Genomic DNA, 14509 nt, shown 5'->3' with positions numbered 1-14509 from the left:
CTTCATGGGCTTCGCGTGCGGTGTGGGCTCGATGGGCTTCATGGCAGTCCCTTCAATCGCGCGGGAGGCCGAGGATGCGCTCGGCGACGACATTGAGCTGAACCTGGGTGGTACCGCCGGCGATGGTCAGACAGCGGGACATCAGGAAGCCGTGCAGGGCCCGCTCCCCCGGCCCCTCCCCGGCCGCGCCCGCCGGGCCGAGGAGTTCGAGGGTGAGTTCGGCGACCTTCTGCTGGTGGGTGGTCTGGACGAGCTTGCGGACGGAGGCGCCCGCTCCGGGTTCCAGCCCGGAGACCTGCCGCATCGTGGTCCGCAGTCCGATGCAGCCGAGCGCGTGGGCCTCGGCGGCCAGTGCTCCGATGCGGGCCCGGCAGGCGCCGTCGAGTTCGCCGGAGCGGGCGATCAGCGCCTCCAGGCCGGTGTCGAAGGTCATCTGGTCGGCCATGTGGACGCGTTCGTTGCCCAGGGTGTTGCGGGCGACCCGCCAGCCGCCGTCGGGCTCGCCCACGACGGCGTCGGCGGGCAGCAGGACGTCGTCGAAGTACACCTCGTTGAAGAGGCTGTCGCCGGTGATCTCCTTCAGCGGCCGGATGTCGATGCCCGGGGTGTTCTTCATGTCGACGAGGAAGTAGCCGATCCCCTGGTGCTTGGGGGCGTCCGGGTCGGTCCTGGCGAGCAGGATGCCGTGGTCGGCCCACTGGGCGGCGCTCGTCCACACCTTCTGGCCGTTGATCCGCCAGCCCTCCTCGGTCCGCTCCGCCTTCGTGCGCAGCGAGGCGAGGTCGGATCCCGCACCGGGCTCCGAGAACAGCTGGCACCACAGGAGTTCGCCGCGCAGGGTGGGCAGCAGATAGCGCTCCTGCTGCTCGGCCGTCCCGTGGGCGATGAGCGAGGGCACCACCCAGGTGGCGATCCCGAGGTCGCTCAGCTTCACCCCTTGTTCCGCCAACTCCTGCTGGATGGCCAGTTGTTGTACGGGACCGGCGCCCAGGCCGTAGGGGGCGGGGAGATGCGGGGCGGCGTAGCCGGTCGGTGCGAGGGCGCGGCGGGCGGCCTTCGGGTCGAGGCCGCGGGCGGCGGCGACGGCTTCGTGTGCGGCGGCCCGGTGGGCGGTGGCCCCGGCGGGGAGTTCGAGGGCGAGTCCACGGCGCGCCCCGCGCTCGGCCAGCCGGACGGCCCGCAGCCGGTGGGTGTCGCCGGCTCCGAGCAGCTGCCGGGCCACCAGGGCCCGGCGCAGATACAGATGGGCGTCGTGCTCCCAGGTGAAGCCGATGCCGCCGAGGATCTGGATGCAGTCCTTGGCGCAGCCGTACGCGGCGTCGAGGGCGTCCGACGCCGCGAGGGCGGCGATCATGGACCGTACGTCGGGGTCCGTCTCCTCGTCGGCGGCGCGGGCCGCGTCCCACACCAGCGCACGGGCCCGCTCGACCCGTACGAGCATGTCGGCGCAGAGGTGCTTGACGCCCTGGAACTGACCGATGGGGCGGCCGAACTGTTCGCGGACCTTGGCGTGTTCGGCGGCGGTGTGCAGCGCCCTGGCCGCGGTTCCGCACGCTTCGGCGGAGAAGAGGACGGCGGCGAGGTCCCGGACGTGCGCGGTGCCGGTCCGTACGACGCGGTCGGCGGGGACGAGCACCCCCTCGGCGTGGATCGCGGCCGTGGGCCGGGTCGGGTCGGCGCCGCGGTGCGGGCGGGCGGTCAGCCCGTCGGTGGCGGCGTCGACGGCGAACCAGAGGGTGCCGGTGGCCGATTCGGCGGGCAGGAGAAGCAGATCGGCCTCGGCGCCGGAGAGTACGGGCGGTGCGGTGCCGTCGAGCAGATGGCCGTCCTCGCGCTCGACGGCGGTGAGGGTGCCGGGTCCGAGGGCGACGGCGCCGATGCGCGTACCGTCGGCGAGGCCGCGTACCAGCTCGGGCGGGCCCGCCGTGTGCAGTACGGCGGAGGCGAGGGCGCTCGACAGGCAGGGGCCGGGGAGCGCGGCCCGGCCGGCCTCTTCGAGGACCACGGCCAGGTCGAGGAGCCGGCCGCCGCCGCCCCCGTACTTCTCGGGCAGATGGACGGCGAGCAGGCCCTGTTCCGCGAGCCCGTCCCAGTACCCGGGGCGCATCCCGGGGGTGGCGGGGGCGTCCGCGTCGAGCAGCTTGCGGATCTCCTGCGGTGGTACGGCGCGCGCCAGCCAACCTCGTACGGCCTGCGCCAACTCCCTGTGCTCTTCGGTGATTCCGATGCCCATGCGGATCCTCGCCGGTCGCAGCCACTGGAACGGCGCAAGAGTAGAACACGTTCCATTCCGACGGAAGGTCTGACGGAAAGTCAGATGCCGGCCGGATCTCCGCGTGCGCCTCTCCGAGTGCGCCGTCGCGCCCCGTTCGTACCGCGTTCACCGGAATACTGCGGGCGCCGGGAAGGTTTCACCCTGCACGCAATTGGCGGCCGGCGCTGCCCGTCCGCGGCACCCGCATGCCTCTTTCCGCCCCTCGATCACGCCACCCGGAGGCCGCACGCATGCCAGAGACGACGAACGGACAGCACGCCGGGGAACTCCCCGACCCACGGCCGCGCAGGGCGGGCGGCGGGGTCGTCCCCGTACTCGCCTTCGCGGGCATCACCGTCGCGGTGATGCAGACCCTGCTCGTCCCCGTCATCAAGGACCTGCCCGCCCTGCTGCACACCGACCCGTCGAACGCCACCTGGGTGATGACCGCGACACTGCTCGCCGGGGCCGTCGCCACCCCGATCATGGGGCGGCTCGGCGACCTCTACGGCAAGCGGAAGATGCTGCTGTCCAGCCTCGCCGTGATGGTGGCCGGCTCCTTGATATGCGCCTTCACCGACGAACTCGTGGTCATGATCGTGGGTCGTGCGCTCCAGGGCTTCGCCATGGGCGCCATCCCCCTGGGCATCGGCATCATGCGCGACGAACTGCCGCGCGAGAGGCTCGGCTCGGCGATGGCGCTGATGAGCTCCTCGATCGGGGTCGGCGGCGGTCTGGCGCTGCCCGCCTCCGCGCTGGTCGCCCAGCACTCCGACTGGCACACCCTGTTCTTCGGCGCGGCCGGTCTCGGAGTGCTGTCGATGGCGCTCACCGTCCTGGCCGTACCGGAGACCACGCTGCGCGCACCCGGCCGGTTCGACCTCGTCGGCGCGCTGGGGCTCTCGCTCGGACTGGTCTGTCTGCTGCTGCCGATCACCAAGGGCAGCGACTGGGGCTGGACCTCGGGCAGCACGCTCGGACTGATCGCCGCCTCGCTGGCGATCCTCGTCCTGTGGGGCCTGTTCGAGCTGCGCAGCCCGGCCCCGCTGGTCGATCTGCGGACCACGGCCCGGCGCGAGGTGCTGCTCACCAACCTCGCCTCGATCATGGTCGGGGTCGCCTTCTACGCCGTCTCGCTGGTCCTGCCGCAGCTGCTCCAGCTGCCGACGTCGACGGGGTACGGCCTCGGGCAGTCGATGGTGGTCGCGGGGCTGTGCGTGGCGCCGCTCGGTGTGACGATGATGCTCGTCGCCCCGCTGTACGCCCGGCTTTCCGCGCGCCGGGGCCCCAAGGTCTCGCTGATGCTCGGCATGCTGGTCATCGCGATCGGTTACGGGGCGGGGCTGGGGCTGATGAGCGCCCCCTGGCAGACCGTGGTGATCGCGGTGCTGCTCGGCGCCGGCATCGGGCTCGCGTACTCCTCGCTGCCCGCGCTGATCATCGGGGCCGTCGACCCGTCGGAGACCGGTGCGGCCAACGGCCTGAACACCCTGATGCGGTCGATCGGCACCTCGGTGTCGAGCGCCGTGATCGGCATGGTGCTGGCGAACACCTCGGTGCACACGGGCGGGGTGCCGCTGCCCTCGATGGAGGGGTTCCGCATCTCGTTCCTGATCGCGACGGGCGCGGTGGTGATCGGGCTGGTGCTGGCCTCGCTCCTGCCCTCGCAGCGCGAGTCGATGCGCCCGTCACTGCTGGCGAGCAGCGACGGGGACGCCCAGGACCCGGCACCCACCGTCTCCCGCCCGGTCACCGGCTCCGGCGGCTTCCGCGGCCGGGTGCTGGACGGGGACGGCGCCCCGGTGGCCCGCGCCAATGTCACGCTGATCGACCACCGGGGCCGGCAGGCCGGTCTCACCGTGGCGGACGAGGACGGTCACTACACACTGGCCGCCCCGCACGGCGGCAACTACGTGCTGGCCGGGTCGGCCACCGGGTACGCGCCGATCGCCCGCCCGGCCGTCCACCCCGGCGACGGCCTGCCGGTCGATGCCGATCTGGTGCTGGGCGTCAGCGCACCGGAGCGTCGAACCGCGGTGTCGTCGTGAGCAGATGAGAGACGTCCGAGCCCGCCGGGAGCTCCTGCGGCTGCGCGCCGCGGGTGAACAGCCGGGCGGGGCGGGCGCCCTGCACCCGGGCCTGGCGGCCGTCGACGCGCAGCCATGACCCCTCGCGCAGGCCGAGCACCGGCACGTCGTTCTCCTCCAGGAATTCGGTGAGCCGCTCCTCACGGGTCTCGCCCTTGTGGGTGCTGGCCGGGTCCGGGTCCAGATAGTGCGGGTTGATCTGGAACGGGACGAGGCCCAGCGTCTCGAAGGACGGCGGCTGCACGATGGGCATGTCGTTGGTGGTGCGCAGGGTGGGCGCCGCCATGTTCGTCCCGGCGCTGGCCCCCATGTACGGAAGCCCGTCGCGCACCGCCGCGGTCACGGCGTCCCGCAGACCGGTCCGGTACAGGGCGCTCAGCAGCCGGAAGGAGTTGCCGCCGCCGATGAACACGGCGTCGGACGCGGCGAGTTCGGCGACCGGGTCGGCGTTCTCATGGACGCCGCGCACGCTGATCCCGGACGGTGCGAGGGCCTCGCGGACGCGTGTGGTGTACGCGGTGTAGTCGGCGAGCGCGTAGGGGACGAAGGCCAGCCGGGCACCGGCGGGCAGGAACGCGGTGACGGTGTCGAGGGCGTGTTCCAGGTAACGCCGGCCGAACTGGGTGGAGTTGGAGAGCAGCAGCAGATTCATGGCATTCCTCTTGGTTCTCTTCCGGGTCATCGGTCGGTCCGGGGGCGGCGGGTGCGGGGCTTCGGGCGCTGCGGAGGGTGGGTGAGCCGCTTCTCCAGCAACTGGGCCGCGTGGCGCAGCGCTTCGAGCCGGTCGTGCGGCGCGCCCGCGAAGAGCTCCTCGGCACCGCCGAGGCTGAGGCTTCCGTACGGCTCGCGGCCGAGGAAGACCGGTACGGCGACGGTCGCGATGCCGGTGTCGTACTCGCCGACCGTCCAGGCGTAGCCCTGGGCGCGGACCTTGAGGAACTCCTCCTCCAGGCGGTCCGGGTCGGTGACCGTCCGGTCGGTGAACCGGGCCATGGGGCGGCCCCGGAAGAGCCGGTGGCGCTGCTCGTCGGGCAGGTACGCGTAGTACGACTTGCTGGTCGCCCCGGCGTGCGCCGGGTAGAGCTCACCGACCAGGGGGTAGTAGCGCAGCGGCCCGGCCACGCCCTCCTCGGCGGCGACGCACCGCATGTGGAAGTTGTCCGGCAGACAGAAGAGCACGGTGTCGCCGGTGACCCGGCACAGCTCCTCCAGGACCGGTCCGGCCAGCAGCTCCAGCGATCCGGAGCGCTCCCAGAGCCTGCCCAGGCGCAGCACGGCGGGGCCGATGCGGTAGCGGCGGGTGACCGGGTCGGAGACCAGGAAGCCGCGTCCGGCGAGGGTGGCGAGCAGTCGCTGGGCCACCGAGGTGTCCCAGCCGAACTCCTCGGCGACCTCGGTGACGCCCCAGTCGGGCCGGGTCCGCTCGAAGGCGAGCAGCACCAGGAGCGCCCGGTCGACGGTTTGCAGGGCTCCGGCGGGGGTGCGCCGGTCCAGATCGAAGTCCGCCATCGTCATCTCACCATTCAGACCTGAATTGCAAATAACGGGAAACAGTTGCGTTCAACGCTATCCGATCCCGAATGTGGCCTCAGCACCCCGCCCCGCGCTTCCCCCGTCGAGGGCCTGTCCGACAGATCAGGGCCGGACAGCCCCAGCGCCGGCCCGGGTGCCCGGACGAGAGAAAGGCCCCCCATGTTGAAGTACGTGCTGGACATCGTCGATCTGCTGGACGATCCCCAGGTCAATGGCAGGACGGTCGTCGAGTACCTCGACTCCGTGAGCGGGACCGAGGGCTCGTCCGCGCAGGTCACCACGGTCGCCGGCGAGCAGGGCTCGACGGACTTCGTGATGGTCCGCGTCCCGGGCTCCCGCGGACGTACCTCCGGTGGCAGTGCCCGCACGCTGGGCGTGGTGGGCCGGCTCGGCGGCATCGGCGCTCGGCCCGAGGTGACCGGCCTGGTCTCGGACGCCGACGGCGCGGTCTCCGCGATCGCCACCGCCGCCAAGCTGCTCGACATGCGCCGCCGCGGCGACGTGCTGCCCGGTGACGTGATCGTCGCCACCCACATCTGCCCCAACGCGCCGACCGAACCGCACGACCCGGTGCCGTTCATGGGCTCGCCCGTGGACATCGCCACCATGAACCGCCACGAGGTGACCGGCGAGATGGAGGCCGTGCTCTCCATCGACACCACCAAGGGCAACCGGATCATCAACCACAAGGGCCTCGCCCTGTCGCCCACCGTCAAGGAGGGCTGGGTGCTCCGGGTCAGCGAGCCGCTGGGCGAACTGCTGGCCGTGGTGACCGGTGAGCCGTTGGTCACGTATCCGGTGACCACGCAGGACATCACCCCGTACGGTAACGGTGCACACCACATCAATTCGATCCTGCAGCCCTCCACCGCGACGGCCGCCCCGGTCGTCGGCCTGGCCATCACCTCGGCCGCCGCGGTGCCGGGCTGCGGTACGGGCGCGAGCCACGAGACGGACATCGCGTCCGCCGCCCGCTACGCCGTGGAGGTCGCCAAGGCCTACGGCAGCGGCCGACTGGACTTCCACGACGCGGTGGAGTTCGACAACCTCGTCAACCGCTACGGGTCGCTGGCACACCTGCAGACCTTCGGCCGCACACCCCAGGAGTCCTGATGGCAGCCACCCCGCAGGCCGAGGCCGTGGCCCACGAGGCCAAGACCATCGGCAGCGACGACTACGCGCTCTCCCGTGTCCCGCGCGACAAGCGGTTCGGCTTCTGGTCGATGCTGCTCCAGTGGCTGGCCCAGTCCGGCTCGATCTCGCAGTTCACCCTCGGCGCCACCATCGGTGTGGGCATGACCTTCGGGGACGCGTTCCTCGCCTTCACGCTCGGCGCGGTGATCCTGGAGGTCGTGATCTTCGCGATCGGTCTGGCCGGTATGCGCGAGGGCCTGGCGACGCCGATGCTGACCCGCTGGGTCGGCTTCGGCCGCAACGGCTCGGCGCTGGTCAGCTTCGTCATCGCGGTCAGCCTGGTCGGCTGGTTCGGCGTCCAGAACACGATCTTCGGCAACAGCGTCTCGGCGCTGGTCGGCGGCCCGTCCTGGATGTGGTGCGTGCTGGCCGGCATCGCCATCACCGCACTGGTGATCTTCGGCTTCAGGTACATGGCCGTCTTCGCCAAGATCGTCACGCCGCTGTTCTTCGCGATGGTCGCCTGGTCGGTCATATCGACGCTGAAGGACCACTCCATCGGCGAGCTGATCAGCTCCCCGCCGCCCGGCGAGACGATCCCGCTCGCCGTCGCCGCCACCGCCATCGCGGGCGGCTACATGACAGGCGCGATCGTGTCCCCCGAGATGACCCGGTACAACCGGAAGGGCTCGCACGTCTTCCTGCAGAGCGCCTCGTCGATGATCCTCTCCGAGTACATCGTCGGCCTGACCGGTGTGCTGCTCGGTCACCTGGTGAAGAGCAGCGAGGTCTCGCACATCGTGCTCTCCACCTCCGGCGCCTTCGGCGTCATCGTGGTCCTGATGTCCACCGCCAAGATCAACGACTGGAACCTGTACGGCTCCTCGCTCGGCGTCGTCAACTTCTTCCAGGTCGTCTTCGGCAAGCGCCTGCACCGCGGCGCGGTCACGGTCGTCCTCGGCATCGCGGGCACGGCCCTGTCCGCGGTCGGGATCATGACCCACTTCACCGAGTTCCTCTCCGTGCTCGGCGTCGCCATCCCGCCCATCGGCGGCATCATCGTGGCCGAGTACTGGGTCGTGAAGCGGATGCGCAAGCCGCTGGACGAGACCCGGGAGTCGGAGACCCTGCCGAAGTCCTCGCCGACCTGGGTGCCGATGTCCATCGCCATCTGGATCGCGGCCTTCTGCGTCGGCAAGTTCTACGACGGCGGCATCCCCGCCCTGAACTCCCTGGCCACCGCCTTCATCCTGTACAGCGCCCTCGGCCTGCTGGGCTGGGTGAAGCCGTACGGCACCTCCACCCTGGACGACGAGGACACCTCCGCCCCCGCCGCCCGTGCGACAACCCCTGTGGGAGCAGCATGACAACCTCCGACCCCACCGCCTCCGCCTCCTTCGTCCCGGCCTCCGCCGAGGCCCAGGACGAGGTCATCGGACTCTGCGCCGAACTGATCAGGTTCGACACCTCCAACCCCACCAGCAACGAGCGGGCGAGCGCCGACTGGGTGGTGGGCCGTCTCGCCGAGGCGGGCATCGCCTCCGAGCTGGTCGAGTCCGCCCCGGGCCGCGCCAACGTCATCGCCCGGATCGCGGGCGCCGACCCGGAGCGCGGCGCCCTGCTGGTCCACGGCCACCTGGACGTGGTGCCCGCCGACGCCTCCGAGTGGCAGGTCCCGCCGTTCTCCGGAGAGATCCGCGACGGCTATCTGTGGGGGCGCGGCGCGATCGACATGAAGGACACGGTGGCCGTCATGCTGGCCACCGCCCGCCACTTCGCCCGCACCGGCACCCGGCCCTCGCGCGACCTGGTCCTGGCCTTCCTCGCCGACGAGGAGGCGGGCGGGAAGTTCGGCGCCCACTGGCTCGTCGAGCACCGCCCCGAGCTGTTCGCCGGGGTCACCGAGGCGATCGGCGAGGGCGGCGGGTTCTCCTTCGCCATCGACGACACCCGTCGCCTCTACCCGATCGAGAACGCCCAGCGCGGCATGGCCTGGATGGAGCTCACCGCGACCGGTCGGGCCGGCCACGGCTCGTCCCCCAACGACGAGAACGCGGTCACCGATCTCGCCGAGTCACTGACCCGCATCGGCCGCGAGACCTTCCCGATCCGGCTGATCGAACCGGTCCGCGCCCTGCTGGAGGAGGCAGCCCGCCTCTACGGTGTCGAGTTCGACGAGAACGACATCGAGGGCAGCCTCGCGAAGCTGGGCCCGGTCTCCGACTTCATGCAGGTGGTGCTCCGCAACTCCGCGAACCCCACCATGTTCGACGCCGGTTACCAGACCAACGTCATCCCCGGGAAGGCGACCGCCCGGGTGGACGGCCGTTTCCTGCCCGGCCACGAGCAGGAGCTGATCGACACCATCGACCGGCTGCTGCTTCCCTCGGTCACCCGGGAGTGGGTCAACCACGACATCGCGCTGGAGACCACGTTCGACGGCCCGCTGGTCGACGCCATGTGCGCGGCCGTACGCGCCGAGGACCCGGACGGCCACCCCGTCCCGTACTGCAACCCGGGCGGCACCGACGCCAAGGCCTTCACCCACCTCGGCATCCGCTGCTTCGGCTTCAAGGGCCTCAAGCTCCCGCACGACCTGGACTACGGCCGCCTGTTCCACGGCGTGGACGAGCGCGTCCCGCTGGAAGGCCTGCGCTTCGGCGTCCGCGTCATGACCCGCCTCTGGCAGAGCTGCTGACCTCACCGCCACGGCCCACCGACCGCCCCGACCCGGGCTCACCCCTCGTGCGCCCCCGCCGACACCCCCGGCGGGGGCGTACGGCATCGCGGGCCCGTCGCGTGTGCGGGTTCACGGGTGGCAGGTGGCACCCTGTAGCACCACGCGCTACCGTGGATGCCATGGCAGCGCAGCAGGAGATTACGCAACGCGACCTGCGCAACAGGTCCAAAGAGATCATGGACGCCGTCCAGGGCGGGCAGGCCTTCACTGTCACGCGGGACGGACATCGCATCGGCGAGCTGATCCCGCTGCGCCGACGCAGGCGGTTCGTCCCGCGCGGCGAGTTCGCCGCCATGTCCCGTACCGCTTCCGACATCTCGCTGGACGCCTTCCGGGCGGATCAGGATGCCACCGCCGAGCAGAAGCTGGACGACCCCTATGCCCGCTGAGTACGACCAGGGCCTGCTCGACACCAACATCATGATCCTTCGCAGATGGGTGGATCCCGAGGAGCTCCCTGCCGAGGTGGCGATCAGCGCCATCACACTGGCCGAGCTCTCCGCCGGCCCGCACGAGGTACGACGGAACGAGGAGCAGGACGACTACGACGAGTACGCCGAGCGGGCCCGTCGGCTGGATGTCCTCCAGCGTGCCGAGAACGAGTTCGACCCGATCCCCTTCGACGCGGAGGCGGCCCGCGTCTACGGCAGGGTCTGCGCAGCCGTGGTCGGCGCCGGCCGCAAACCGCGGCGCCGAGTAGCCGACTTGATGATCGCGTCCATCGCCATCGCCGAGGAGCTTCCGCTCTTCACCACGAATCCCGATGATTTCAAAGGGCTGGACGGCCTGCTCACCGTCGTCCCCGTCACACGGCCGCAGGTGCTGCACGACCGATAGGCCGCCGGGACTCAAGCCCCGACCCGGGCTCACCCCTCGTACGCCCCCGCCGACACCCCCGGCGGGGGCGTACGGCACGATGGGGCGCCGTCGAACGCGTAGCCCCGAAACCGTCCCCGCCAGGAGGAACCCGTGCCCGCCGAGTCCGCCGTCGAGCCGTCGCCCGAGATTCTCGCCGCCTTCCGGGCCGCCAAGGGCTTCATGCCGGTGGGCGAGGGGCTCGCGCTGTACCGGGCCGCCGTCGAGGCCGCCGCGCTGGGGCTGCCGGTCCTGGAGGTCGGCACGTACTGCGGGCGCTCCACCATCCTGCTCGCCGACGCCGCGCGGGCGGCCGGGGTGACGGCCCTCACCGTCGACCACCATCGCGGCAGTGAGGAGCAGCAGCCCGGCTGGGAGTACCACGACCCGGCCGTGGTGGACCCGGAGGTGGGGCGGATGGACACGCTGCCGACGTTCCGCAGAACCCTGCACGCGGCGGGGCTGGAGGACCACGTGGTGGCGCTGGTGGGACGGTCCCCGCAGGTCGCGGCGGTCTGGGGCGGGAAGCTCGGCTTCGTCTTCATCGACGGCGGTCACACCGACGAGCACGCGAACGGCGACTACGAGGGCTGGGCGCCGCATGTCGCCGAGGGCGGGCTGCTGGTGATCCACGACGTCTTCCCGGACCCGGCGCACGGGGGCCAGGCGCCGTACCGCGTCTATCTGCGGGCGCTGGAGTCCGGGGCGTTCACCGAGGTCTCGGTGACGGACTCGCTGCGGGTGCTGCGGCGGACGGGCGCGGGGACGGCGATCTGAGGCGGGCCGCCCGAGGCCCGGATAGCATCGCGGGGTGCCGAACGACGAGAGTGTTCCCCCCACCCGGCGCCGCCGGACCCTGCTCGCCGCCACCGCATTCGTCGCCGTGTGCCTGACCGCCGCGGGCTGCGGCGCGGGCGATGCCGGCGGCGGGGCGCAGGCCGAACCCCGGCAGGGCGGCAGCGGTACCTCTGCCCCGCCGCCGTCGAGGAGCGCTCCGGCGCCGGAGAGGACGTCCGCCTCCCCCACCCCGTCCGCGAAGCCCTCGAAGTCCACGAAGCCCACGGGCGGCGGCGCCACCGGTCCGCTGTCGGGCAGAACGGTCGTCATCGACCCCGGACACAACCCGGACAACCGTCTGCACACCCGCGAGATCAACCGCCAGGTGGACATCGGCACCACGCGCAAGGAGTGCGACACCACCGGGACATCGACCGACTCCGGTTACGCCGAAGCCCGGTTCACCCTCGATGTGTCGCACCGGCTGCGCACGCTCCTCCAGGCGCAGGGCGCGAAGGTCGTGCTGACGCACGACGGCGACCGCCCGTACGGGCCGTGCGTCGACGAGCGGGCCCGGATCGGCAACCAGGAGCGGGCCGACGCGGTGGTGTCGGTGCACGCGGACGGCTCCGCGGTCGGCAACCGCGGTTTCCATGTGATTCTCCCCGGGCCGGTGCGGGCAGGGGCGGCGGACACCTCGAAGATCGTCGAGCCCTCGCGCGATCTCGGAACCAGGATCGCCGGTTTCTTCGTCCGTGATACCGGAAGTGCACCTTCCAATTACGTCGGCGGCAATAGCGGGTTGGACACCCGAAAGGATCTGGGCGGACTTAATTTGTCGACCGTGCCCAAAGTGTTCATCGAATGCGGCAATATGCGTGATCCGAAGGACGCCGCGCTGCTCACCAGCGCAGGCTGGCGCCAGAAGGCGGCACAGGGCATTGCCGATGGCATCAGCAGCTACCTGAAGGGGTAGCAAGAGGTAGTTCTGAGGCGATATTGGGGGGAAGCGCGTCCGAGAGCCGGGCAGGGGCACAACCAGGCCGGGCAGACGATAGATTCATCCGTACGATGGGGAGCCGCCCCCGAGCTTCACGTTGTGCCCGCCGTACCCGTACAGGCGGCAGCGACGACCGCCCCGACGAGACGACCGACTAAGGACCTTCACGTGAATATCCGCTCCCTCACTCGAGGCGACGGCGTGGTGATCGGAGCAGCGGTCGTGCTGTTCATCGCCTCTTTCCTCGACCTCTTCGGCTACGACTGCCCTGCGGGCATCAACTGCTCCAACCGCAACGCCCCGAACGCCTGGGACTCGCTCGGGCTGCTGATGAGCGTCTATCTGGCCGGAATCATCGGAGCGGCGCTGGTCATCGTGGGCCGCGCCACCTCGGCCCGTAAGGTCGTCGGCTTCGACCTCGGTCAATTCGGTGCCGCTTTCAGTGTCTTCGCGGTGTGGACGTCCTTCTGGACGACCATCGACGCCGGCGACGCGGGCGCCGGAATGATCCTCGGACTGCTGGCCACGATCGTGCTCGCGGGCGGCGCGGTCGCCACCCCGCTGGTCCCCGCACTCAAGGCCCCGCTGGTGAACGCCCCACGTCCGCAGGCCGTGCAGCCGCCGTACGGCGGTCAGCCGCAGCCCGGTCAGGGGTACGGCTACCCCGGTGCCCAGCAGCCGTCGTACGGCGGCCAGCCGGGCCAGCAGCAGCCCTACGGCGGCCAGCCGCAGCCCGGTCAGCCGGAGCCGCAGGCCGGGGCCCAGCAGGCTCCCGCCGCGGGTGCGCCGACCGGGGACTTCACGCCGTTCTGGTTCGCGGTGCCGGTGGCCCGCCCGCTGTACGGGGAGGACGGTTCGCCGTCGCCGATCGCCGAACTGGCGCCCGGCACCTGGTATCTCGCGGTGGAGCAGCGCGGTCCGGGCCTGATCGCCCAGACCCAGGACGGCCGTCGCGGCGTGCTCCAGGACACCACGGGCATCCAGCGCGGCTGAGCCCGCCACAGGCAGTACGACAGCGGCCCTCCGCCCCTTCCGGGCGGGGGGTCGCTGTCGTACCCTCCGTCCGTACCTCATTTCCTGACGTAGCGTCAGAACTACTGGGAGGCGGCGGACATGCGGCTCGGACTCGCGCTCGGATACTGGGGCCGCGGCCCGAACCCCGACCATCTGGGGCTGGCCGGGGAGGCCGAGGCGCTGGGGTACGCGTCGGTGTGGACGGCGGAGGCCTGGGGGTCGGACGCGTTCACTCCGCTGACCTGGATCGCCGCACACACCTCCCGTATCCGGCTGGGCACCGGCATCGCGCAGATGGCGGCGCGCACCCCGACCGCGACCGCCATGCACGCCCTCACCCTCGACCACCTCTCCGGCGGCCGGATGATGCTGGGCCTCGGGCTGTCCGGGCCGCAGGTGGTGGAGGGCTGGTACGGGCGGCCGTTCCCGAAGAGCCCGCTGACCGCGACCCGGGAGTACGTCGACGTCATCCGCCAGGTCCTGGCCCGCGAGGCCCCCGTCGAGCTGGACGGCCGGTTCCACTCCCACCCGTACAACGGTCCGGACGCCACCGGTCTGGGCAAGCCGCTGAAGCCGATCACCCATCCGCTGCGTCCGGGGCTGCCCGTGCTGCTCGGGGCGGAGGGGCCGCGGAACATCGCGCAGACGACCCGGATCGCGGACGGCTGGCTGCCGCTGTACTGGTCGCCGATGCGCACCGATGTGTACGAGGCCTCGCTCACGGACCTGCCCGAGGGATTCATGATCGCGCCGATGGCGCGGGCCCTGGTCTGTGACGACGTCGCCGAGGGGCTGCTGCCGGTGAAGGCGATGCTCGGCTTCTACATCGGAGGGATGGGCCACGCGGCCCGCAACTTCCACGCCGATCTGATGGCGCGAATGGGGTTCGAGGAGGAGGCGCGGCGGATCCAGCGGCTCTTCCTCGAAGGGCGCAAGCAGGAGGCGGTACTGGCGGTGCCGGACGCATTCGCGGACGAGATCTCGCTCGTCGGTCCGCGTGAACGGATCGCGGAACGGCTGGAGTTGTGGCGCAAGGGGCCGGTCACCGATCTGCTGGTGACGGCACCGGACCCGCACACTCTGCGGGTGCTCGCGGAGCTCAACTAGGCTCTTTC

Annotated in this window: 13 protein-coding genes; 10 read left to right on the top strand and 3 right to left on the bottom strand. The window is 71.4% G+C overall.

The window, feature by feature from the left end; all coding sequences use genetic code 11:
- Positions 1-52 precede the first annotated feature (52 nt).
- Complete coding sequence (locus IE107_RS06380) at positions 53-2233, bottom strand: acyl-CoA dehydrogenase family protein (protein WP_189541903.1); 2181 nt, start codon at positions 2231-2233, stop codon at positions 53-55.
- Positions 2234-2505: 272 nt separating this feature from the next.
- Between IE107_RS06380 and IE107_RS06375 the strand changes: the two genes are divergently transcribed.
- Complete coding sequence (locus tag IE107_RS06375; protein ID WP_189541901.1) at positions 2506-4302, top strand: MFS transporter; 1797 nt, start codon at positions 2506-2508, stop codon at positions 4300-4302.
- Here the strand turns inward: IE107_RS06375 and pepE are convergent.
- Both pepE and IE107_RS06365 read right to left on the bottom strand, forming a co-directional pair.
- Positions 4265-4993 (bottom strand): dipeptidase PepE, encoded by a 729-nt coding sequence (pepE, locus tag IE107_RS06370; RefSeq protein ID WP_189541899.1) that lies wholly within the window; start codon positions 4991-4993, stop codon positions 4265-4267. The two genes, IE107_RS06375 and pepE, sit on opposite strands and share 38 nt — an antisense overlap.
- Positions 4994-5019: 26 nt before the next feature.
- A complete protein-coding gene (locus tag IE107_RS06365; RefSeq protein ID WP_189541897.1) occupies positions 5020-5850 on the bottom strand; it encodes an IclR family transcriptional regulator in 831 nt (276 codons plus the stop codon).
- Between the two features lie 183 nt (positions 5851-6033).
- Here IE107_RS06365 and IE107_RS06360 point away from each other — a divergent pair, with 183 nt between their 5' ends.
- The 9 genes from IE107_RS06360 (at position 6034) to IE107_RS06320 (ending at position 14501) form a co-directional block, all read left to right on the top strand.
- Positions 6034-6987 carry a DUF1177 domain-containing protein gene (locus IE107_RS06360; protein WP_189541895.1) on the top strand — a complete coding sequence of 318 codons (954 nt, stop codon included), beginning with the start codon at positions 6034-6036 and terminating at the stop codon, positions 6985-6987.
- Positions 6987-8375, top strand: a complete 1389-nt coding sequence (locus IE107_RS06355) for a cytosine permease (protein WP_189541893.1) — start codon at positions 6987-6989, stop codon at positions 8373-8375. The genes IE107_RS06360 and IE107_RS06355 overlap by 1 nt, the downstream gene beginning before the upstream one ends.
- A complete protein-coding gene (locus IE107_RS06350) occupies positions 8372-9706 on the top strand; it encodes a M20/M25/M40 family metallo-hydrolase (RefSeq protein ID WP_189541892.1) in 1335 nt (444 codons plus the stop codon). Before IE107_RS06355 ends, IE107_RS06350 begins: the two co-directional genes overlap by 4 nt.
- Before the next feature lie 161 nt (positions 9707-9867).
- The gene (locus IE107_RS06345) at positions 9868-10137 is read left to right on the top strand and encodes a type II toxin-antitoxin system Phd/YefM family antitoxin (protein ID WP_189541891.1); all 270 of its coding nucleotides are present in this window, start codon (positions 9868-9870) and stop codon (positions 10135-10137) included.
- Positions 10127-10585, top strand: a complete 459-nt coding sequence (locus tag IE107_RS06340) for a type II toxin-antitoxin system VapC family toxin (RefSeq protein ID WP_189541888.1) — start codon at positions 10127-10129, stop codon at positions 10583-10585. Before IE107_RS06345 ends, IE107_RS06340 begins: the two co-directional genes overlap by 11 nt.
- A gap of 132 nt (positions 10586-10717) precedes the next feature.
- Positions 10718-11380 (top strand): class I SAM-dependent methyltransferase, encoded by a 663-nt coding sequence (locus tag IE107_RS06335; RefSeq protein WP_189541886.1) that lies wholly within the window; start codon positions 10718-10720, stop codon positions 11378-11380.
- Positions 11381-11414: 34 nt separating this feature from the next.
- Positions 11415-12356, top strand: a complete 942-nt coding sequence (locus IE107_RS06330) for an N-acetylmuramoyl-L-alanine amidase (RefSeq protein WP_189541884.1) — start codon at positions 11415-11417, stop codon at positions 12354-12356.
- A 192-nt stretch (positions 12357-12548) separates the two neighbouring features.
- Complete coding sequence (locus tag IE107_RS06325) at positions 12549-13373, top strand: DUF5336 domain-containing protein (protein WP_189541882.1); 825 nt, start codon at positions 12549-12551, stop codon at positions 13371-13373.
- 120 nt (positions 13374-13493) lie between these two features.
- Positions 13494-14501 (top strand): LLM class F420-dependent oxidoreductase, encoded by a 1008-nt coding sequence (locus IE107_RS06320; RefSeq protein WP_189541880.1) that lies wholly within the window; start codon positions 13494-13496, stop codon positions 14499-14501.
- Positions 14502-14509 lie beyond the last annotated feature (8 nt).

This window comes from Streptomyces gelaticus, from assembly GCF_014649535.1.
Classification (GTDB): Bacteria; Actinomycetota; Actinomycetes; order Streptomycetales; family Streptomycetaceae; genus Streptomyces; species Streptomyces gelaticus.
This window is presented reverse-complemented; position numbering and strand designations above follow the sequence as displayed.